The organism is Parapedobacter indicus (assembly GCF_900113765.1).
In the GTDB taxonomy this organism is placed as follows: Bacteria; Bacteroidota; Bacteroidia; order Sphingobacteriales; family Sphingobacteriaceae; genus Parapedobacter; species Parapedobacter indicus.
This window is the reverse complement of the sequence record NZ_FOQO01000005.1, coordinates 38,710-62,538: the sequence shown is the minus strand read 5'-3', so window position 1 is coordinate 62,538 and position 23,829 is coordinate 38,710. Positions and strand designations below refer to the sequence as shown.

13 protein-coding genes are annotated in these 23,829 nt (G+C 49.9%); 6 read left to right on the top strand and 7 right to left on the bottom strand.

The annotated features are described in order from the left end of the window. Positions 1–47: 47 nt before the first annotated feature. From uvrA to susR, 6 genes are all read right to left on the bottom strand, one after another. The gene (gene uvrA / locus BMZ56_RS11290) at positions 48–2,855 is read right to left on the bottom strand and encodes an excinuclease ABC subunit UvrA (protein WP_090626705.1); all 2,808 of its coding nucleotides are present in this window, start codon (positions 2,853–2,855) and stop codon (positions 48–50) included. A 133-nt stretch (positions 2,856–2,988) separates the two neighbouring features. Then, complete coding sequence (locus tag BMZ56_RS11285; protein WP_090626704.1) at positions 2,989–4,326, bottom strand: DUF5125 domain-containing protein; 1,338 nt, start codon at positions 4,324–4,326, stop codon at positions 2,989–2,991. A 12-nt stretch (positions 4,327–4,338) separates the two neighbouring features. Beyond that, positions 4,339–5,835 (bottom strand): endo-1,6-beta-glucanase, encoded by a 1,497-nt coding sequence (locus BMZ56_RS11280; protein ID WP_090626703.1) that lies wholly within the window; start codon positions 5,833–5,835, stop codon positions 4,339–4,341. 17 nt (positions 5,836–5,852) lie between these two features. After that, positions 5,853–7,364: a RagB/SusD family nutrient uptake outer membrane protein gene (locus tag BMZ56_RS11275; protein WP_090627223.1), complete on the bottom strand. Its 1,512-nt coding sequence runs from the start codon at positions 7,362–7,364 to the stop codon at positions 5,853–5,855. A gap of 10 nt (positions 7,365–7,374) precedes the next feature. Further along, complete coding sequence (locus BMZ56_RS11270) at positions 7,375–10,356, bottom strand: SusC/RagA family TonB-linked outer membrane protein (protein WP_090626702.1); 2,982 nt, start codon at positions 10,354–10,356, stop codon at positions 7,375–7,377. Positions 10,357–10,587: 231 nt separating this feature from the next. Continuing rightward, positions 10,588–12,210 (bottom strand): SusR family glycan utilization regulator, encoded by a 1,623-nt coding sequence (gene susR / locus BMZ56_RS11265; protein WP_090626701.1) that lies wholly within the window; start codon positions 12,208–12,210, stop codon positions 10,588–10,590. A gap of 118 nt (positions 12,211–12,328) precedes the next feature. Between susR and BMZ56_RS11260 the strand changes: the two genes are divergently transcribed. From BMZ56_RS11260 to BMZ56_RS11235, 6 genes are all read left to right on the top strand, one after another. Next, the gene (locus BMZ56_RS11260; protein WP_090626700.1) at positions 12,329–13,327 is read left to right on the top strand and encodes a 2-hydroxyacid dehydrogenase; all 999 of its coding nucleotides are present in this window, start codon (positions 12,329–12,331) and stop codon (positions 13,325–13,327) included. A gap of 55 nt (positions 13,328–13,382) precedes the next feature. After that, complete coding sequence (locus BMZ56_RS11255; protein ID WP_090626699.1) at positions 13,383–15,533, top strand: phosphocholine-specific phospholipase C; 2,151 nt, start codon at positions 13,383–13,385, stop codon at positions 15,531–15,533. Between the two features lie 340 nt (positions 15,534–15,873). Next, a complete protein-coding gene (locus BMZ56_RS11250) occupies positions 15,874–17,295 on the top strand; it encodes a sensor histidine kinase (RefSeq protein ID WP_104443712.1) in 1,422 nt (473 codons plus the stop codon). Between the two features lie 141 nt (positions 17,296–17,436). Then, on the top strand, positions 17,437–19,176 hold the full coding sequence (locus tag BMZ56_RS11245; protein WP_090627221.1) for a phospho-sugar mutase: 1,740 nt from the start codon (positions 17,437–17,439) through the stop codon (positions 19,174–19,176). Positions 19,177–19,178: 2 nt separating this feature from the next. Beyond that, positions 19,179–19,724 (top strand): NUDIX hydrolase, encoded by a 546-nt coding sequence (locus BMZ56_RS11240; protein ID WP_090626697.1) that lies wholly within the window; start codon positions 19,179–19,181, stop codon positions 19,722–19,724. Positions 19,725–20,050: 326 nt separating this feature from the next. Next, positions 20,051–22,417: an ABC transporter permease gene (locus BMZ56_RS11235; RefSeq protein WP_090626696.1), complete on the top strand. Its 2,367-nt coding sequence runs from the start codon at positions 20,051–20,053 to the stop codon at positions 22,415–22,417. A 134-nt stretch (positions 22,418–22,551) separates the two neighbouring features. Here BMZ56_RS11235 and BMZ56_RS11230 read toward each other — a convergent pair whose 3' ends face one another. Beyond that, positions 22,552–23,799, bottom strand: a complete 1,248-nt coding sequence (locus tag BMZ56_RS11230) for an MFS transporter (RefSeq protein WP_090626695.1) — start codon at positions 23,797–23,799, stop codon at positions 22,552–22,554. Positions 23,800–23,829 lie beyond the last annotated feature (30 nt).

Here is a 23,829-nt window from a genome sequence, read left to right as displayed (position 1 = left end):
AACCTACTATAAAAATGTAACCAATCCAAGAGAAAGAAACGGGTCGATCATCGGGGTTGCATATACGCTTTCAGAAATTGTGCGGTATAGGTATCCGCATGTTTCACCATATCCTCCGGAGTGCCTTCAAATACGAGGTTACCGCCTGCCTGACCGCCTTCGGGACCAATGTCGATGATCCAGTCGGCGCTTTTGATCATGTCCATGTTGTGCTCGATGACAAGGATGCTGTTGCCCTGGGCAATCAGGGCGTCAAACGATTTTAGTAATTTTTTGATGTCGTGGAAATGCAGCCCGGTGGTGGGCTCATCAAAGATGAAGAGTGTATTTTTGCTGTTATTGCCTTTAATGAGAAAGGAAGCCAGCTTAATCCGTTGGGCTTCGCCGCCGGAAAGCGTGCTGGAAGACTGGCCCAGCTTGACATATCCCAGCCCGACATCGCCCAGGGGTTGCAATTTGGCGATGATTTTCGGCTGATCCGCAAAAAATTCGAGTGCTTCATCTACGCTGAGATCAAGGATATCGGACACGTTTTTGTCCTTACAGGTGACGTCGAGCACGTGCTGTTTAAAGCGCTTGCCGCCGCAGGCTTCACAAGGAAGCACGATGTCGGCCATGAATTGCATCTCGATTTTAACCTCTCCTTCTCCCTGGCATACGTCGCAGCGGCCACCCTCAACATTGAACGAAAATGCGGCTGGTTTCAATCCGGCCGCTTTAGCGGCCGATTGGGAACTATATAGCGCCCGGATTTCGTCCCAGGCCTTGACGTAGGTCACGGGATTGGAACGTGATGAGCGGCCGATGGGATTCTGGTCGACCAGCTCCACCTGCTCAATCCGCTGGATGTCGCCATCGATGCCGTCGTACTGGCCGGTCTGTTCGCCGGAATAATTACCGATTGCTTTTTGAAGTGCCGGATATAGAATGCGTTTTATCAACGATGTTTTTCCCGAACCCGATACCCCGGTCACCACGGTGAAGACATTGAGCGGAAAACGGACATCGATTCCCTGTAAGTTGTTTTCGCGGGCCCCTTTGATACGGATCGCATCGTGCCATTTGCGCCGATTTGCCGGTACGGGAATATATTCTTTACCACTGAGATACTTGCCGGTAAGGCTGTGGTCGTCTGCTAGAATTTGATCATAGGTGCCGTCAAACACCAATCTACCGCCGTTTACACCCGCTTCAGGCCCGATGTCAATCAGGTAGTCTGCCGACTGCATCATCTCCTGTTCGTGTTCCACAACCAAGACCGTATTGCCTACGTTGCGTAGGGATTTTAACACACCGATAAGGCGCTGTGTGTCGCGCGGATGCAGACCGATGCTGGGTTCGTCCAACACATAGATCGAGCCGACCAACGAGCTGCCGAGTGACGTGGCCAGGTTAATCCGTTGTGATTCGCCTCCGGAGAGTGTATTTGACAGGCGATTGAGTGTCAAATAACTCAGGCCTACATCGGTAAGAAACAACAGGCGATTGCAGATTTCCGTTAGGAGCCGACTCGCTATTTTACGCTCGTTTTCTGACAAATTCAAGTTTTGAAAGAATAGGAGTGCAACATCCAGTGGCATCAGCACGATATCCGAGATGGATTTTCCATTGATTTTTACGTAGGAGGCGTCTTTACGCAGGCGCGTTCCCTTGCATTCAGGGCAGTCGGTTTTGCCGCGGTAGCGAGAGAGCATTACGCGGTACTGGATTTTATAGGTCTGCTCCTCGAGTTCTTTAAAAAAGCGATTCAGGCCCTCAAAGTAGCGGTTGCCTGTCCACAGCAATTCCTTTTGTTCGTCGGTCAGGTCGGCATAGGCCCGATGTATCGGGAAATCGAATTTTATACAGTTTTTGACGAGGCGCTGCAGCCATTCGCCCATTTTTTCACCGCGCCAGGGAGCGATTGCCCCATCGTACACGGATCGACTTTTATCGGGGACGACCAAATCCGGGTCGATGCCGATAATCCGGCCATAGCCTTCGCAGCGTTTGCAGGCTCCATAGGGATTGTTAAAACTGAAGAAATTGGGCGTGGGCTCTTCAAAAGTAATGCCGTCAAGCTCGAACCGGTCTGAAAAGGTATGTACCGTGCCGTTCTCTTCTACATAGCAGTCTCCCTTTCCTTCAAAAAAAGCCGTTTGCACGGAATCTGCGATGCGATTGGCGGTATCCTCTTCGCCGTCAACTGTAATCCGGTCGATGACGATCAGCAGGTCTCCGGGTTTTGCCGTCCGGTTTTCGACAGCGACATCTTCCAACAACGACTCAATTTTTTGCATGGTTCCGTTGTAGATGACCCGCACAAATCCTTTCTGTAAAAGAATGGCCAATTCTTCTTTCAGCTTGCGGTTGTTGGTGGGGTGCAACGGCGCACTGATGGTCGTTACTGTACCTTGGGCAAGCGAAGTTACAAAGGAAGTTACCGACGTGACGGTGTCTTTCTTCACTTCCTCACCCGACACGGGGGAATACGTTTTGCCAATCCGGGCATAGAGCAGCTTCAGGTAGTCGTAGATTTCGGTGGATGTCCCCACCGTGGAGCGGGGATTGCTGGTAATGACCCGCTGTTCGATGGCAATAGCCGGTGCAATGCCCTTAATATAGTCCACCTCAGGCTTGCTCATGCGCCCCATAAACTGCCGGGCGTACGACGAGAGGCTCTCCACATAACGGCGTTGCCCTTCGGCATAGAGTGTATCAAAAGCCAGGGATGATTTGCCGGAGCCCGACATGCCGGTTACCACCACGAGCTTATTTTTTGGGATGGCCACGTCGACGTTCTTGAGGTTGTGTACACGTGCGCCTTTGATGAGAATATGGGTTTTGGGATCGAGCGTTGCTACTTCTGTATTCATATATGGACCAAGCGACCATACAGTATGCTGTACGGGAGATACAAAAGTACGGATAATTTTTTTAGTATCAACACTCCCTTGTTATGCGAAAGCGTAACAAGGGAGTGTAGTAAGGGAGGGACAGTGCGGACGGTTATTTTTTCTCGACCGTCAGTACGGCTTGGTCGTTGCCTCCGGTCAGGTCCAGCGTCAGTACATAGGTGGCGCCGACCTCCAAAGTTTGCCCTTCTGCAATGCCTAGGTTGCCGGGGTCTCGGCCATTGCTGCCGTCGCCCACGAAAATGAGATCGCTGGTGGTGCTGAGTGCGGCATTGGTAAATTCTCCACCCCAGCCCTTTTGGTGGAAAAATTTAAAATTGATGTTATCCGAGGTGACGGTGGTACCGGCAACTACGGTGATTTGATAAGTCTTGTCTGCCACCGGAGCCATACAGAGCGCTTTTTCGGTCGTCCAGCCGACAGCATTGGTTGCTACGGATGGTTTTCCAATGCCCTCGCCAATAATCCATACCGCGCCGGATCCATCGGTTTGCAACGTGGCTAAGTCCGATCCATTGAGTGCTTCTACGATGAAATATTCACGATTGAAATCGGCCGTTATTCGATAATTGCCTGCCTTCGGTTGGAACAGGAGGTTGCCGGATGCATCCCGGGCGAAGTAATCGGGATCGATCCACCACGCATCTAGGTCCTCAAAACCATCGATGACCACCGGCTCTTCATGATTCAGTGCGAGGTCCACCTGATAGGTGTTGTCATCCACTCGATCCATCACCGTTTGGTTAATTGCATAAGCGATGATAAACGGTGATGCTTCGTAGTTCAGGGTGTTGAACGTAATGGAATAGTTACCCGAGAATGCGTTGGAAAATGGGATGTTGCTGGTGCTGCCCTCCTTGATGGCATTCTCCACCCAGCCAAATGTTAGCTCGTTTCCATTCTGGCCATAGGCAGGGGTCTTGATATACCCGTTTACCTTGGCGGGGAAGCTGGTAGACGCCGTATACATATATAATCCTGTGCGTTCCATCCGGTACTCGGTGTCATCGGCAGCTACCAGCGTTACGTAGGGATAGTCCGGTCGTTCCAGCGGAAGCTCGTAGGTTTCTTCCCGTATGGTGAAGTTGATGTTTTGCAATACCAATTTGAGTGTGGCGGTTCCATTGGGCACATCGGCATAATAAGGGATATAGATTTTGCCGGTGTAATCACCTTCCGCCTTGGTGCGGATGACGGTTTCGGATACCAGCTCATCGCTGTAGTACAGGCGGGCTTTCAGGGTTGACAGGGGTATGCGCGCATCGTCCGAAACGCCCACGGTAAATTGGAGGCTATCGCCGAAATAGGCGGAAGCAAATTCTGTCTTGGTATTGAGCACGGGATTTCCCGGTGCCTTTTGCTCTTCTTTTTTGCAGGCATTCATTGCCAGAAAGCCGGCGAGAAGGAATAAGGTTATTATTGGGTTCTTCATGATTTTACGAATCTAATTCCAACGATAAGAAACTACTGACTTGGCGGGTACTTCATAGCTGAAGTGGTGCGTGCCATCGGCAAGCACGATGCGCTTTTTTTCGTCCGTATTATTAAGCAATACCGCGGCGTAGCTGCTATCGGGGTTTTCAAAAGCCGCATACATAACTCCTGCGGCGGTATAGCCGCTGGTACCGATACGGGTTGCTCCGGGCTTCACCACTGCCGATAAATGGCTGATAATGTAGTAGTGGGAGTTCCTGCGGATGGTTTTATAGTCATTTTTATTGATATCTACGGCGCCGTAACAGGTTTGGCACCCACCGTCACGGTTGGGACCCCGGTCGCTATCGAGCATGAGATTCCACACAATGACCGCTCTGCACCAATTGTTTACGGTGCCGAGGGCCACTTCCTCCATATCGTCCATTAAACGGGTAGTTAAATTTCGGCCATCGTTCCAGGTACCGATAGAGGTTTCTGTAAAAATCAACTCCTTATCCGGCCGCTGTTGGCGGATGTCAAGCAGTTCCTGGCGATTACCCCCATAGTTATGGTAGGCTGCGCCTGCCACAAAAGAAGCAGCGGCCTCATCCTGGTATATTTTGACGGGGTAGTCGTATTGGTCGGCCATGTTATCGTAGTTATAGTTGTGGTCGAAAACATAGATTTTCGTTTCCAAGCCCGCGTCCCGCAACCGGGGGCCAAGCCCTTCTTTGATAAATGCCTGCTGCTCCTGCCACCCCATGAATAAAGAGGCGGAATTACCGCGGTTAAGCGGTTCATTTTGCGGAGTTACCGCATAGATGGGAATCCCTTCGGATTCCAGGGCCTGTATCCACTTGACGAAATAAAGACCATAATCGGAGTAGTAAGCCGGATTAAGGTGGCCGCTCGTCCACGCGTTGTGCGGCTGACGGTCCGTGAGGTTGTTTACCTTCATCCAACGGGGGGGGGTCCACGGCGAGCCGATGATTTTGATCGACGGATTGATAGCCAGGATTTCCTTGAGTATGGGAATGACGTAATCCCGCTCCTCGCTCTGCAGGGCAAAGTTCTCAATGCCGGGATTATCGCATAGTGAGTACTCGCTGAGTGAGAAATCGGAGCAGCCGATGGCGATGCGGATGTAGCTATGTCCATACCCCTCGGATTCGGAGAAAGTTTCCTTCAGAAACTTCGCACGATCTTCGGTATTCATCTGCATGAGGTTGTAACTGGTAGACCCCGTGATGGCGGCACCGAAACCGTCCATTTCCTGGTAGCGCTGGGTTGGATCGAGTGTGATGGTAGTGGGAGACATATTGGATGACTCACCGTAGTCAACAGTTTGCCATTTCAGGTCTTGCGAAAGGTCGGCCGTGGTGACCAAAACTTTCACGTCTCCGTCTGTGACTGGAGGCGCTGGCTCCGGCTCGGGTGTGGAATTGTTGTTCGAGCTGCAGGTAGCGAAAAGAAAGCAGACCAGCATGAGCTTGGCGATATGGTGATAAAAAAGTTGGCTGTTCATACGAAGTGTTTGCAATGTCAATATCCGGGGTTCTGTACTAATTTGGGATTCTGATCGATAGCGTTTTGTGGAATGGGCAGCCGGTAAGAGGTGCTGTTGAACGGATAGGCCTGTGTTAAGCGTCCTTCGTCGCTGGCGTAGACAGCGTTCATCACCTCTTCCACTTTATCCAACCGCACCAAATCGAACCAGCGCTGTCCTTCGAAAGCGAGTTCGAGCCGCCGTTCTTTCAGGAGTGCATCCAGCATCGCTGTTGGGTCGGTGCGCACAGCGCTGGATAAGCGGGCTAGCCCGGCACGCTGCCGGATTTGGTCAATAATCGCCGCTGCGTCTTCCAGGTTACTCGTCATAATCAGGGCCTCGGCTTTCAGTAACAGGATATCTGCATAACGGAGCTTAATGATGCTGTTATGGGCCGAACGGATCTTGTACATAAACGGGTAGTTAGCTGCGGGGTAATAATTGCTCCAGCTGGTTTCGTAGTACACAATGGCCTGCTCGTAACGCTTTTCGTCGCCCTCCTGTTGGTAGGCACGGATGAGGTTGCGCGAGGGGGTTACCCATTTAGCCCAGGTAAAGCTGTTATCGTAGTTGGACAGGTCGCGGCCGAACATCCACGTAACCCAGTTTCCGCTTCCGGGAAAAAAATGGGCTTCCAGGATGGACTCCACGGTGTTGCGGGCCTGAGCATCGGATCCGACTGCATTGGTACCAAAGAGTTCGTTCAGGTCGGCTACCAAGCCAAAGCCGTCTGCAGCAAGCTCGTCTGCATACTGGATGACTTTGGTATAATCCCGTATCGGTTTCTCGGCATACACTTTTGCGAGCATGGCCCGGGCGACCGATTTGGTAAACAAGGTTTTATCTGAAGGGTTTACAGCAGGCGCATCTGGAAGCGCCTCTAGCAAGTCTGTCTCGATTTGGCGGTAAACCTCTTCCTCGGGCGATTGGGCCGGGAAATACAGATCGTAGACTTCCTCGATGTTTTCGGCCGTAATATCCGGCGCTTCGGTGATAATCAACGGCACATCACCCCATATGCGCACCATGTCAAAATAAACCAGTGCACGGAAAATTTTTGCCTCGGCCTTGTACTGTGCACGTTCGGTTGTTGTTAGGGACGCATCTTGTACGCTGTCAATATTGAGCAACAGCCGGTTAGCCCGTGCTACGTCTTCCAGGTACCGTGTCCAGTCGCGTGCTAACACGGAGTTCGAAGCGTCCAACGCATTGTTTTCAAACGGAATTACTTCGGCACCCGTGGTACCGCCATATGCATTGTCGGAATGTGCATCGGCGATGAGCAACAGATCGAGATACCAGTGCTCCTGGCGATCGTTCAGCTGACGGTAAATAGTCTGCATATGGCTTTCAACAGCTGCTTTGTCTTTAAAAACCACCTCTTGCCCTGCATCGTTGACACCCTCGGTAACATCCGAATAGGTATCTATTGGTTCGGTGATCAGTGAGCACGACGACAGTAGCGCCGCCATGCCGGAAATCATCAGAATATGAGCGTATATTTTCATCTTATTCGAATTAAAATTCAACATTGATACCCACCACAAACGACCGATTTTGCGGATATGTACCCCAGTCTATGCCTTGTACGGCACCGCTGTTTCCCCATTGGTTTACTTCGGGGTCCATGCCCGAGTAGTTGGTCCAGGTAAGCAGATTAGTAGCCGAAATATAGGGTTGTAACCGGTTGATGCCTAAGCGTGTGAGTGCATCTGACCGAACATTGTATCCCAAGGAAATGTTTTTTACACGGAGGTAGCTTCCATCCTCCACAAAATAAGAGGAGTTGCGCAGGTCGAACCCAGCTTTGGGCACGTCCGTAACCTGGCCCGGGATGCGCCAGCGGTCCAGCACACGTGTCGATTGGTTCTTCCCATCATACATCCCTTCGGTTTCGATGCGCGAAGCATTGAAAATATCATTGCCGTACGACCCTTGTAAAAATACGCTCAGGTTAACGTTTTTCCAAGAAAGCGTATTGGTCAATCCGAACGTAAAGTCCGGATTCGGGTCGCCGATGTACGAACGGTCCGTGGGCGTAATTTTTCCGTCCTCATTGAGGTCCCGATAGATGAGCTGGCCGGTTTCCGGATCCACTCCGTCGGCCACGTAGCCGTAGAAGCCGCTCAACGGACGTCCGGGCCCGTTGCGTACCACTTGGTCGCTGATGACATCGCTGGTCGGCGCCGCCCAGTAGAACGGGGTCAGGGCAACGTAATCAAACCGGTTGCGGTTAAAGGAAATGTTAAAATCCGTATCCCAGCTGAAATCGCCGATGAAATTGCGGCTGTTTACAGCAATTTCAAAGCCACGGTTGCTCATCTCGCCTTCGTTGCGGATAATCGAACCGGATGCTTGCCCTGGGGGCAAGGTCACCCACATGAGCATGTCGGTCGTTTTCTTGTAATAATAGTCGAGGTTTACCGTCAGTCGGTTGCGGAGCGCGGTGAAATCGATGCCCACGCCGGTTTGCGTCGTGGTTTCCCAGGTCAGGTCGCGCGTCCGGAGATTGGCGGGCGAGATGGTGGGCACGGCATTGACATATTCTTCTTCAAACCACGGAAGGCGGGTAATGTTGTAGCGTTGCAAGTACGCATAGTCGCCCACGCCCGATTGATTACCCGTCTGTCCCCAGCCGGCACGGATTTTCAGGTCGTCCAGCCAAGTCACGTCCTCCAGAAACGGCTCTGCCGAAAGACGCCAGGCTGCAGAAGCCGAAGGGAAGAGGCCCCATCGGTGGTCGGGGTGCAGCTTGGAGGAGCCGTCGGAACGGAGATTGGCCGTGAGGAGGTACTTGCTGTTGAAGTTGTAAGACACGCGCCCGAAGAACGACATGATCGCCCAGTCGGAGCCCCCGCTGCCCGTATTGTCCCAGGCAATGCGGTTGGCCGCATTCAGCGTGGGTATCGACCCATTCCGGTAGTGCGATCCATTTATCCAACTGTTGGAATAATACGATTGCGTCCATGAAGAGCCGGCCATGACCTCCAGGTTGTGCATACCGAACGACTTGTTATAGTTCGCCACATTGTCCCACGTGGTGACCGTGTTGATATTGCGGTTGTCCGAACCCTCGCCATACTGATTGCGGCCCCAAGAGGTGGTATAGGGATCTAAGAAGGAAGTATTCACCGCATTGCGGCGGTCCAATGTAAACGAAGACTTGAGCGTGAGTTCCGGAAGAAAGGAGATTAACGCATGGCCCGAAGCAATTAATCTATTTTCCCGGTTCTGGTTGTCCTTGCTGCGAGCCAAATTTTCCAGGGGGCTCGTGATATTGACCCCATAGAAATTGGTATTGTATTGCCCGGGATTTTCCGGATCCCATATGGGTGCAAAGGTCGGCGTGTTAATCACGGCCAATACCACACCGCCTCGGTTGGCCCCATTGCCGGTGTTGATGCCATTGCTGGAATAGTCGGAATAGGTTACGTTGGCATTGACATTGAGCCATTTCCGTACCTGATTGTCAATGTTGGCCCGGAAGTTATACCTTTTGTAAAAAGCCGCATCGAGTACTCCCTTTTCGTCCAGGTAACCTCCGGAAAGGAAATATTTCAGCTTTTCGGTACCGTCGGAGATGGATACTTGATAGTTTTGAATCCGGCCAGGCTGATAGGTTTCTTCAAACCAATCCGTCTGATCGGTCAGTCCATCGGGCAAATTTACGATGCCAATTTCGTCCATCAGTTCGGTGTATTGCGCTGTGTTGAGCGGCGTAATGGAGTTGGCAACCTGGTTTTGGGTAACTTGGGCGTTGACGGCAATGCGTGCCTCGCCCGGCCTGCCGGTTTTGGTCGTTATGAGCACCACCCCGTTGGCCGCACGCGAGCCGTAGATGGCTGCCGATGAAGCATCTTTCAGGATTTGCATATCGGCGATATCCTGTGGCGAAAGGAAGTTGATGTTATCCACCGGCACCCCATCAACCACATAAAGCGGGTCGTTGCTGCCGTTGAACGAAGTCGTTCCGCGGATACGGATAGACGTTTCGCCCCCCGGCGCCCCGTTCGGCTGGATAACCGACACGCCGGCTGCCCTGCCCTGTATGGCTTGTGCCGCTGATACAATCGGCCGTTCATTGAGGTCGTCCATTGAGACGCTGGAAATAGCGGTGGTTACGTCTTTACGTTTCACCGAGCCGTAACCGATGACGACTACGTCTTCCAGCATGTTCAACGAGGGGTTAAGCTGCACCGCCATGGGAGTGTTACCGGCAGGTAGCTCAATCGGATCATAACCGACAAAGGAAATGGCTATAACCGCCCCTTCAGGCACATTATTCAAAACAAAATGGCCCTTATCATCCGTTGTCGTGCCATTCGTTGTTCCCTTTTGGGAGACGGACACGCCGAACATGGGCTGCCCGTTGCTGGCATCAATCACCGCACCCGTAACACGCAGGCTGGTCTGGGCAAAACCTGGTGAGGTGTTGAGCCACGTCAGTAGTAAAAAAATAGGGAAAATACCCCTTTTTAATTGTGTAAAGAAAAGCTGCATATCCAAGATGTTTAATACAGGTTATTATTTGGGTTTATTGGCTATCCCAACCGTTGCAAAAGCGACCGTCGTTCTTGCACGACAAAATTAAGTACCGTCTCCGGGGAAATTTCCTACTTCCGGCAGCGATGAAGGGAAAAAGTAAAACCTGTAAAATGTATTTATCTTGTATTCAGTGTTTTGTGTTTTTGCTGCCAGCCGAAAAAGTAACCTTTGAGCAAGTCATTTGGCCTAGGTAATCTGTCGGAGCGTACCTATTTGTTTGATCTGAGCTTCAAATTCTTCACGCGACATAGCTGCTTTGTGCCTTATTTTTGTGCGGTAGTTATAGACGGTTCGTAGGGAGTAGCGCAGGAAACTCGCGATTTTTACGCTGTCCGTGATGCCAAGACGCAACAGTGCAAAAATCCGCAGTTCGGTGTTAAGCAGCTCGCCGGGCTTGGGAAGAATCTCTTCATCGGGCAGCAGCAAGCTGTTGAATTCAGACACAAATGTCGGATAAAGGTTCAGGAAAATGGTATCAAAATTACGGTATAATTCGGCCAATTCGTTTTCAGCTAGGTCGGTTGACTTTAATTCTTTGAGCAATAGATTATATTGGCTGTTAACCGCTTTCTTATGCAGGGATTTGCGGTAATTTTCGAGCTTTTCGATGTTGGCTGAGCAGATATCAAAGAAATGGGCGATGTATTCTTCCTTGATGTGGTTGGCTTCAAACAGGTTTTCATTCGCCTTCCGGAGCGCATGGTTTAACTGGCTGAGTTGCTGGTTTGTTTGAGAGAGGGCTTTTCGGGTTTTCGCCAGCCGCTTCATCTGGATATAGCTGTAGACAATGCCAATGATCAAACCGAGGGATAATAGGCTGATTAAAATTAAGAAGAGCCGGAGCCCGGCTTTCTGTTCTTGTTCCAGCGCCCGGAAGGACGCATTGATGATCGGATAGTAGCTCGTGCTTTCCACGGTGCGGTATCGTACGTTACAAAATATGGCATCGTTGATGGCCGCTTCCATAAACTGATAGGCCTGCGTGATGTCGCCCATATCATAAAAAGTCAGGGCCAGGCCCTGAAGCGATGCATTGTCTTTAATGGAATTAATGACGTCAGTAATGGCCGATAACGCGAAATAATGCAACTGTTGGGCGATGTCGCCTTCATTTTTGCTGATGACCCCGAGGAGGTACGTAATGAGCGCTTGTTCCGGATTTTGGTTGTCGGTTTGGTCGAGCAAAGCCAGTAACCTTACCTCCGCCTGTTTGGGTTGCCCGCGGTACAAGATGCGGGTAGCTGCGGTAATCTTGTATTTTAAAGAGTTTGTATCCAGTACAGCCAGCAACGAGTCGCGGTATAATTCGCTTTTCTGGTAGTAGGCATCGTTGGCATTGCTTTGTCCGTACCGGCTGCAAAATGAGAGGTATGTTTCGTAATAATGGGGCAAAAGCTCGCTGGCAAGTGCGGTGCGGTCTATTCCATTCAGCAGCTCCTCCGATTCAATATAGAGTCCGCCGGAGGAATACAGCCAAGCCAGCTGGATGGCTGTTTCGTCTTTGAAGTTGGTGTTGGCCAGTGCCTTTGCAATCTGTTGGTTTCGCTGTGCATAGAAAATGGCCGAATCGGCTTTGTATTTTTTGTAAGCTTCAATAAGCTGCCGATTAAGTTGGTATTGGCGGAATAGGTTCGGCGGGTCCTGTTGCAACTGCTGCTTGAGGGTAGTTATTTTGTTTTCTTTTACCGTATCGTACAGGTCCCTGTTTTGCATGACCTGCTGGAGTTTTGCGAGTACAGCGTCGTTGGCCTTGGCGGAGTAAGCAGCTAGGACGATCAGAAGCAACAACAAAATGGGGCTTGGCTTCATTTTTACAAACTTAGCTAAACTCGCTTTTATATGCAATATAATTGCGTCGGTCTCTCCTCTGCCATTGAGGGACAACTTTGTGCCCTATTTCTGGAGGTAACTTATTATCTTTAAACCCATGAAAGTCACCTTTTTCTCGGCAAAGCCTTATGATAAGGATTTTTTTGGGCGGCTCAACGAAACCTTCGGCTTCGATTTCATCTTTTATGAAACTCATTTAGGGCCACATATCGTCAATGCGGTAGAGGAATCGGATGCCGTCTGTGCCTTTGTCAACGACAAGCTTACGGCGGAAGTATTGCGCATTTTGGCCGACCGGGGTGTGAAATACATCGCCATGCGATGTGCAGGCTTCAACAACATCGACCTGGATGCTGCCAGGCAATACGGCTTGCGTGTTTGCCGTGTACCGGCCTATTCGCCGGAGGCGGTGGCAGAACATGCTCTGGCCATGATGCTTACCCTCAACCGTAAAACTCATAAAGCGTATAACCGGGTGCGGGAACAGAACTTTTCACTTAATGGCCTCATGGGCTTTAATCTGCATGGCAAGGTGATCGGCATTGTCGGCACGGGCAACATCGGGAAGGCATTTGCCCGAATCATGCGCGGTTTTGGTTGCGAGTTACTTGCTTATGACCTGTATGAAGACGATGCCCTCAAGACTGCTGGAGTAAAGTATGTGCCTTTATCCCAGCTTTTTAACCGGGCAGATGTTATTTCGCTACATTGTCCGTTGACCCCTGACACCAACCACCTGATCAATCGGGAAACACTGAAGTTGATGAAACCGAGGGTGATGATTATCAATACGAGTCGGGGCGGGCTTATTGATACGGCGGCAGTGTTAGAAGGGCTGCGCTCCAAGCACATCGGCTATCTGGGAATCGATGTATACGAGCAAGAGGAGAAACTCTTTTTCCGGGATCTTTCACAAACGATATTAGACGATGATGCCATTCAGCTGCTTATGAGTTTTCCCAATGTGCTGGTGACCGGTCATCAGGCTTTTTTTACCGCCGAAGCATTGGAAGAGATTGCGTCTACAACATTGACTAACCTGTCGCGTTTATCTCAGGGGCTGGAACCCGAAAATCCCGCAGCGCTGCTGGTATAAGCGGCGAACCGATCCGAAATGAATAGTTAATGTACATTAAGTAAAAGAAAACAACATGTCCAAGCTACACCGAAGGGATTTTATCAAATTGTCCGCAACGGCGGGACTGGCAGCTTCCTTGTGGGAACCGCTTTTGCAAAAAGCGTTGGCGGTACAGGCCTACAACGCCACAAGGTCCATAAAAGATGTACAACACATTGTGATCCTCATGCAGGAAAACCGTTCCTTTGATCACTATTTTGGCGCAATGAAAGGGGTGCGCGGTTTTGGAGACCGTTTTCCCATCCCGCTTGAAAGCGGTCAGCGGGCATTTCATCAGTCAGACGGCAAAAAGATTGTCCCTCCTTATCGTGCCGACCGGAAAATATCAAACGCTGCTTTCGTCAATGGCACTCCGCATAATTTTCCAGATACGCAAGCCGCGTGGAATCAGGGAAAATACGGATTCTGGCCGTTGTTTAAGACCCCCTATTCCATGGCGTATTATACCAGGGAAGAAATTCCCTTTCAATACGCCATGGCCGAATATTTTACCATCTGCGATGCCTATCACTGTTCCATTGCCACGGGTACAGATCCCAACCGGATCGTGTTTTGGTCAGGATCCGGTTGGGATCCTGAAAAGCAGGCAGCCGGCATCAACTGCACCGATGCGGATTCGGAACCGGTCAACCTCCGTTGCTGGATCAAAGGCGAAATGCCGGACCCGGGATATACCTATCAAGGAAGTGCATTCAAATGGCCCACCATTCCGGACGTGTTGCAACAGGCGGGGATCAGTTGGCGCATTTATCAGGATCCGAACGATAATTGGACCGGGGCTATGCACGGCTGCCTGGCCTTTGAAAGCTTCCGGAATGCGAAACCCGGGGATCCGATCTATGAAAATGGAATGCGGCACTGGTCGCTGGAAGACCTGGCTAACGACGTGAAAAACAATACCCTTCCGCAAGTAAGCTGGATATTGCCCTCACAGAGCAATTCCGAACATCCGGGTGCTCCTTCCAGCCCCTACCGTGCGTCCAACTTTACACACGAAGTGTTGTCTGCCATTACGTCCAATCCGGCGGTATGGAGCAAGACCGTTTTCTTCCTGACTTTCGATGAGAATGATGGCCTTTTTGATCACCTGCCCGCGCCCGCGGTCCCTTCTTACAACTTGGATGGCACGCTGGCCGGTAAATCAACGATAGACGTTGCCGGTATGTATTTCCACGATGACAAGGACAACCTGGAAGATACCAATACGTCACGCGTTTACATTGACAAAAGAGACACGATCTCCGGAAATGTACGTCCTTGGGGGATGGGTCCCCGTGTGCCGATGTATATTCTGTCCCCTTGGAGCAAAGGCGGGTGGGTGGATTCAGCAGTGGCCGATCATACATCGATAGGACAGTTTATCGAAAAAAGGTTTGGCGTAATCCTTCCGGCTATTTCGCCGTGGCATCGCGCCGTTAGCAGTGACCTAACTTCTGCATTCGACTTTGTCACACCCAACGATCCAAAGCTGCCGGTTATGCCGGATACATCCGGATTTGAAAGCATGGATGCGGCGTCTAAAGCACTTCCCAAGGCTGTTGCTCCCGAACAGCCAGCCCAATTATACCAAGAGCGAGGAACCCGTTTTTCGCGAGCGCTTCCCTATCGGTTGCATTGCACATTGAAATACCTGAAAGATCAAAAGCAGGTACAGCTTGTTTTTGAAAACAGGGGGAACAAAGGGGCTGTATATCATGTATATGACATGCATCGGCTAGATCGGATTCCACGGCGGTACACGGTGGAAGCGGGTAAGTTGCTGGCAGACGAATGGAAGGTGAGTGAGACAAACGGTGCCTATCACCTCGAAGTATATGGCCCAAACGGGTATTTCCATAAATTTGCGGGAAATATAGGCGATGCCGAACCGGAGATCGAACTGGAATACAATCATCGAAACGGGGGGCTTTCTATTCTTTTGCAGAACAATTCACCGGCTTCTTTAAGTCTGGAAATTTCGGCGAATGCATATGATTATGAAAAGTCAACTCCGATTTCCCTGGCTCCCCGAAAAAAAATGAAGAAACAAATAAAGCTGGAAAAAAGCAGCAATTGGTACGACTTTACCGTGAAAGCCTCAACGGGTTTTTTGCACCGTTTTGCCGGAAGAATAGAAACCGGAATGGACGGCGTCAGTGACCCGGCTATGGCGACTGAAATATAGTTCTGTACTACGGATTATCGCCGAATCCGGACATACAGTATCAACATACACAGCGCTACTCCAAGAAAAAAGCAGGTGAGCCCAAAACTCCGGACACGGTTGCGTGCGTGGGCTGACAAAAAAGCGTGTGTGTTATTTTTTGATAAAACGTAGGTGCAGAGATAGCCTCCGACAAATAACAATACGATCACTAAAAACAAAAACTTCATTTGCGGTTGAATGTAACATATGCTGTGCAAAGAATAAACTAAAGTTACAGAAAAGTGGCGAGAGAGGAGTGAAAATTAAACTATTTTCAGCTATGTTTGTAAATCCGTGCTTTTAAGTTGAAAAATTGCTATTGAAAGGCAAACGTACTAAATCGTCTTTTGACTCGCTTAGGGCTTACTGGCTGGAGTTGACCGGAAAGCCAGGTGAGTTACCACGTGAAAACCGCGGTTTCAATGTGGTGTCGCTGTACGTGATGCTGTTATTGGCGATTTTGATTCCCTTGGACTTTTATCTCGGACTGTGGGAGATTGCTATTGGGTTAATTGTGACCGAAGGCATGATTATCACGATGTTCTTTTTGTCGCGTTACCGGGGTTTACACCGTGCGGGATTAATTGTATATGCCATCTATAGTTATTTGCTTGTTATCTTTACCTATTTTTACAATGGCGGGAACGCGGGGCCAGCGCTTTATTTTTTTCTGTTAACCTATCTGCTTCAGATCGCGTTCACTGCACAGCAGCTTCATTGGGTTTGGACGGGATTGCACCTCATTTTACCGGTTGGTCTGTTGGTCATCGAATATGCCTATCCATCTGTTGTGATCACAACTTACGATTCGAAAAGTTCACGTTTTATCGATTTGACAACGTCCTTCCCAATCATTATTATTTGTGTTTTTGCTGCAACCAGCTATCTTCGAAAAGCATATGAACGGGAACGGGCGGCTGCGGAACTTCGGGCGAGGCAGATTGAAAGTCAGAACAAACGGATTAAATCACAGAATAGATTATTGCAAAAGGCAAACCGTGAAAAAATCGAGTTGATATCCATCCTGGGGCATGACCTAAGAAATCCGTTGAACGCGATGACCGGTACGCTCGAAATTCTTACGAAAGAAGATCTCTCTTCTAATATGAAGAAAAAACTGAACGGAGAACTGTTAATTGCTGCCCACAATACATCCGCCCTGTTGAACAACGTACTCGCTTGGGTGTCGGGACAAATTAAGGGCATTAACCCCCTGCTTACTTGGGTAGACCCCACTATGATTATCGAACGTGTATTGGATGTGCAGGGATTTATAGCGGAGAAAAAGGACATCACAATCCAATTGAATACCAGGAAAGGAATTAAAGTGCTTGCAGATGCTGAAATGTTGGAGGTGATTGTCCGGAATCTGATAAATAATGCGCTTAAGTTTACCCCTCAAAAAGGTACGATAAACGTATCGGTGGTTGAAGATCGGGCAGTGAATGAGTGCACGATTTTGGTCCGTGACGACGGCGTTGGCATGACCGATGAAGATGCAAAAAACATATTTGAAGGTCGCATCCAATCCACATATGGCACGGAAAGCGAAAAGGGAATCGGGTTGGGGCTATTTTTATGCCGAGAGCTTACGATCCGATTAAATGGAACGATCTGGGTAGAAAGCGAACTGGGCAAAGGCTCCGTTTTTTTCCTCACATTGCCACTGTATAATGGCGGTAAACCGGATAATCCCGCCGTACTTTTTTCAAAAGAGAACGTATCTCACGCTTCTCATTAGTTTTGTTGCCCACCAATTGGGCAGTTTTTGCCGAAAACGGAAATCCAACGATCCGACACATGTTTGGATTTATTTTTGTTAGATAGGATTTCGTGAATACCGCGCATTTTATATATGTTTGAAAAGGAAAGAAACTTGACCATGACGACAACGAATTTAGATCCGGCGATCCAGGCACGTGCCGATGTTTGGCTGCGTGCGCCATATGATGAAGCTACGATAGCAGCCGTAAAGGAATTATTTGACACACAGCAATATACTGAGCTGACGGATAGCTTTTACAAAGATCTTGAATTTGGCACGGGAGGCCTGCGCGGCATCATGGGCGTGGGCACCAACCGGATGAATAAATATACCATCGGCCGGGCTACACAGGGGTTGAGCAATTACTTGCTTAAGACTTATGCTGGACAAACGATAAAAGTGGCTATTTCTTTTGATAGCCGAAACAACTCCCAATCGTTCGCACGGCTGGTGGCGGATGTGTTTTCTGCAAATGGTATTCAGGTATACCTCTTTTCCGAATTGCGCCCCACTCCCCATCTGTCGTTTGCCGTTCGGCACCTGAGTTGCCAAGCAGGCGTTATGCTGACGGCTTCGCACAACCCTAAAGAATACAACGGCTATAAAGCGTATTGGAACGACGGCGGACAGCTGGTGCCGCCTCACGATAAAAATGTGATTAAAGAGGTATATGCCATCGAAGGTCCGGACGAAATCAAATTTACTCCAAATGAAGCCAATATTCATCTGTTGGGAAAGGAAATGGATGATGCGTACCTGAATGCCATTGAAGCCTTGACTATCCGGCCGGAGACCGTAGCGCGCCAAAAGGACTTGAAAATTGTTTACTCACCCATCCATGGTACGGGTGTTACGTTGGTTCCACCCGCCTTACAACGTTGGGGGTTTGTCAATGTACATGTCGTAGAAGCGCAAGCCGAACCAGATGGAAATTTTCCGACGGTCATCTATCCAAACCCGGAGGAAGAGGAAGCAATGTCCTTGGCGGTAAACGCAGGAGAACGCATCGGCGCAGATGTAATCTTTGCTACTGATCCGGATGCCGATCGCGTAGGGGCAGCGGTGAAAAATAGCCGGGGTGAATACCAGCTACTCAATGGCAACCAGATCGGTAGCCTGTTGGTCAACTACGTACTGTCGGCCAAAAAGGAGCAGGGCGATTTGCGGCCTGATGATTATGTAGTGAAAACGATTGTAACCACGAGCCTGATTGCGGATATCGCGAAACAATACGGTGTGACATATTACGATACCCTCACAGGCTTTAAGTACATTGGCGAGCTGATTACATCGAAAAACGGACAAGGCCGTTTTCTCGTGGGCGGCGAGGAAAGCTATGGCTACCTGGTAGGCGAGTTGGTACGTGATAAGGACGCGGTAGTATCGGCCGTGTTCATCGCCGAAATGGCAGCTTATTACAAAGACCAAGGCAAAACCTTGTTTGATGCGTTGATAGACCTCTATGTACAACATGGTTATTATAAAGAGAAATTAATTTCGTTGACCAAAAAAGGAAAAGCCGGTGCGGAAGAAATCAAGGCCATGATGGAACGCCTGCGGAGCAATCCGCCGCAGACCCTTGGGGGTATTGATGTAGCCGAAATAAAAGATTACGAAAGCAGTGAATCGTACAACCTCAAAACGGGCAAGCGGGAGGTAATCAACCTGCCCAAATCGGACGTGTTGCAATTTATCACCGTAGATGGCGACGTAATCTCAGCCCGTCCCTCTGGCACCGAGCCCAAGATCAAATTTTATTGCAGTGTACGGCAGCCGCTTGGCAATGCTGCAGATTTTGATCGCATAGGCCAGGAGCTTGAAGATCGGGTAGACCGTATCATGAAAGACATTGCCTGATTATGCTGCACTGGGAAACGCTTTCATCCGAATATTTGGTACAGGCGCCTTGGGCCGTGCTGCGTAAAGATGTATGCCGCATGCCCAACGGCCATGTGGTACCTGAGTATTATGTGTTGGAGTATCCCGACTGGGTGAACATGGTGGCACTTACCGCCGACAATCAGTTTATTCTCGTCAAGCAATACCGGCATGGTGTCGCACAGGATGTGCTCGAGATCCCCGGCGGAGTCATTGACCCCGGTGAGGATGCTCCCACTGCGTCTGCCCGGGAGATGCTGGAGGAAACCGGTTATCGGTTTGATACCATAGAGGAATTAGCCACGCTTTTTCCCAATCCCGCGACGGCAAATAACCGTACGTATACATACTTGCTAACCGGTGGTGTGAAGGTGCAGGAGCAGGATCTTGATGAGCAGGAAGAGATTGAAGTCCTTTTGGTAACGCCTGAGGAATTGAAACAATTACTGATCGGGAACCAATTTGGGCAGGCCTTACATACAGCCGCACTTTTCTATGCATTGATGCATCTGGGACTGCTGAAATAGCAAGGTCTTTCGTTCAGCGACAGATGTAGCCGCCGAAACCCTGTTTTCCGGCATGGCAGCCAGATTATAAACCCCTAGTTCTGCTAACAGTGCTCGGCGATTTGCCGCTGAGGCAATGGGTTTTAATCGACAAACCGTCCGAATCCGGACACTCTACTGTTCGATATCGAACATTTTTTGGTATATGGCCTGTCGCGAGGCTTTGGAAGACAGCTTGTTAACTATTTGGGAATGAATTTCGTGTAAAAAAATAGTGGCGAATTATGAAGGTATTTGTGGAAAACCGGTTGTGAACGGATCCATGTAGTATAACAAGAACCATACGTATGAATAACCTGAAGATTGCGTGGCGCAGTGTACTGCGATCAAGACTGTTTACGGCATTCAATATCCTCGGTTTGGCTTTGGGATTTGCTGGTTTCATTCTTGCTTACCTGTACATTAACCGGGAAACAAGCTATGATAAATGGAATCCAAACTATGCGAACATTTACCTTGTGGGACTTTCCTATCAGGGGAGCCGTACTGATCTTACGCCGCCGGCGTTGGCAACGGCCATCAAAGCGAAGCTGCCTGAGGTAGTGGAAGTAGGAAGGGTATCCTATTTTCCTTGGGAGATGCCCTTTATACACAATGATGGCGAAGTCATTGTAAAAGACTGGAAGGCAGCGGATCTTTCCATTGCAACGATGTTTGGCATCGCAGCGCATGGCGTAAGCCTCGCGGACGAAGAGCAACCCGAAGTGAATCTGGTAACATCCGGGATTGCAAATGCGTTGTTTCCGCAAGATTCCGAACGGGTATTTGAGCCTCGGCAGATTGCACTTCAAAGTAAAGAGAGTGGTTTGGTTTATAACATCCACGGCATCACCAAAGAACGCGGATTGTCTAACTTAACCTATGAAGCCATTTTTTTCAAACCGGACCTTGCCGGCGACAATCTGGGTGATCCGCTTCAATACCAAACCTACATTCAAGTAAAACCGGGCACGGATATCGCGTTATTGGGCCATAAGATCAACGAACTCTACAAGCAGGAAATTTCGCAACAGCACCATACCGTTACCTCCGCATTTGCTAAGGGAGACGCGTATCTTGATCCGTTAAAAAATTTACACTTGCGGCCGCAGCACGGCTCGAACACCGGCTATATTACCATATGGGCATTGGGGATCTTGTCGGGAGTCATTTTATTGTTGGCCGGTATCAATTTTGCCAACCTCATGATCGCGCAAGCCCATAAACGGGCAAAGGAAATCGGTCTGAAGAAAGTATTTGGAGTGAGCCGGAGTCGGTTGACTCTGCAATTCATGGGTGAGGTTTTGCTTCAATGCCTGCTTGCTGCCGTCCTTGCATGGGGCCTGGTGGTACTTTGCAGGAATGGGCTGCAAAAATGGCTGGCTTATGACCTCGCCGCTTCTGTCGTGAATGGCAGGATCGCTTGGCAATTGCTAACGGCAGCCGCGCTTACCGCACTGATATCCGGGGTCTATCCCGCTGTCATTCTTTCCGGCTACCATCCGGTAACGATCCTGAAAGGTAACTTCCAGACCAGTCATCGCACAGCTTGGTTCCGCCACGCGCTATTGACCTTCCAGTTTGTCATAGCGATGGTATTTATCTTTGGAATGCTTATCCTCAACAAGCAACTGAATTATGTGCGGGATGGGGACAAAGGGTTTGAGCCGGCGCAGGTGATATACATCAAGAATACGGCGCTGCTCAACAACCCGGCAGATTTTAAACCTTTCCGTGACCGGATGCAAGCCTATCCCGGTATCGTATATGCGACAGTGGCGACAAGCACGCCCGGGGGAATAGGCCCCGCAGAAAAGGAATTCCAACATGTGGACCAGGTGCGCAAAGCAGACCACCTAGCAGTAGATTTCGACTATGTGGAAACAATGGGTATGGAAGTATTACAGGGTAGGTCGTTTACGGAGACTTTTGCGGCCGATTCCGCGAATGGAGCCGTTGTCAATGAAACGCTGGTCAAGGCGTTTGGGATGCAAAACCCCATCGGGCAGACCATCCGTGGGTGTGATACTGATTTCCAAATTGTGGGTGTGGTGAAAGACAGCAGGATGCAGGGCTTCGAAAAATTGGTGCGTCCAACGGTCTATTCCATCACCAATGCGTGTGGACAGTTTAAAACGGAGATTCTGGTCAAAGCCAAGCCCGGTACGACACAACAGACATTGGCCGCCCTGGAAAAAAATTGGAAATCCATTAATAGGTTGGACGGTGAACATTTCCGTTATGAGTTCATCGAGCAGAAATATGCAGCGTTGTATGCGCAACAAGAGCAGTTGGAGGCGGCCTTCAGCGCTTTTACAGTTTTATCCATTGCCATTGCCGTAATGGGACTCTTCAGCATGTCGGCCTACAGCATCAGCATCCGGCAGAAGGAGATAAGTATCCGCAAAGTGCTTGGTGCATCCGTGAGTGAGTTGTTTATGCAGCTCAACAAGCCGTTTTTTAGGGTTTTTATATGGGGAAGTTTGATTGCATTGCCGTTGGCGTATCTACTGATAGAACGTTGGCTTGATACGTTTGCCTATCGCATCGAGGTGCACTGGTGGATGTTCGCATTGGCCGGTATCTTGGCACTGCTGATCGTATTGTTTACCGTCACATACCAATCCGTACGTGCCGCGCGGGCTAATCCAGTGGATAGTTTACGAGATGAGTAAATACGCCCTATCACGGCTCGATATAACCACAGGCGGCTTGGGGTGACTTAACTATCCGAGCAGATCAGTCGTTGGCATTCTGGACTAATCCGCAGGTAAAACCATCGCTCGGCACGTTGTATTGGATACGGTTGTTAAAAGACAGGCTCTTCTTCTTCCATTATCTTTGGGGAGGCAACTTGAGGTGCGTGCAGGATTTCGACAGGTGTGGATGGCAGGAAGCTTTTCCGTGCTTGTTGTAAGATGAACGTCAATGCGAATAATGCTCCGCACGCTGCCATGGCAGCGCCAACCCACTCCGGTGATGCATAACCATAGCCCATGGCGATGGGAAGGCCGCCGAGAAAGGCACCCAATGCATTCCCGATATTAAAACTCGCTTGGCTAACTGAAGCGGCCAGCATTTCTGAACCTTTCGCCGTATTGATCATCAGTATCTGTATGGGGGCGGACAGTGCAAAGGCTATGCCGCCTAAAATGAATGTCATGACCAGTGAGGCAATCGGATACACCGCTAGGTAGTGCTGGGCCACCAAGGCAACGACCATGCCGGCAAGGAGTATAAGCGACGCCTTTGCGGGCGAAACGAGGTCGGCCAACCGGCCACCCAGTAGGTTGCCGACCAGCATGCCAACGCCTGCCAGCATCAGGATGTACGTCATCGATGATTCGGAGAAGCCCGCTACCTTAGTCATCAATGGCGAAATATAGCTATACCACGAAAAAAGCCCACCTGTGCCGATGGCGATCATTCCTACGATTAGCCAGGCCTCACGGCGCCGAAAGAAACGCAGTTGTGTTTTTACACTGGCCGCCTGCTTGGCGGGCATATCAGGCATCCATAGCTTCAGCGATAGTAAGGTGATGAGGCCGACTAATACCACAATGGTGAACGAATATCGCCAGGTGAAGTGATGGCCGATATAGGTACCTAACGGTACTCCGATCAGGTTGGCAATGGTCAGGCCCGCAAACATGATAGAGATAGCTTGTGCCTCCTTACCTGGTCTGGCCAACCGGCTGGCAACCACTGAACCAACACCAAAAAAAGCGCCGTGGGGGAGGCCTGCAAGTACCCGTGAGACGAGTAGCGAAGCGTAGCCGGGGGCAAATGCTGTAAAGGCATTGAAAACGGTGAAGAGTATCATCAACCCAATGAGGATGCGTTTGGGTGGGTATTTGCCGGCAATTACTACAAGCAGTGGCGCCCCGATTACCACACCTGCTGCGTAGGCCGCGATTAAATGTCCGGCCGTGGGGATATCAACACCCAGATCGCGTGCGATGTCCTCTAGTAATCCCATCATCACGAATTCGGTAATGCCAATACCTAATCCTCCGAGGAGAAGGGCCGTTAAACTTTTCTTTGTTGTTGCTTGCATGGTGATGCCGTAAACTCTTAGTGTAAAAAG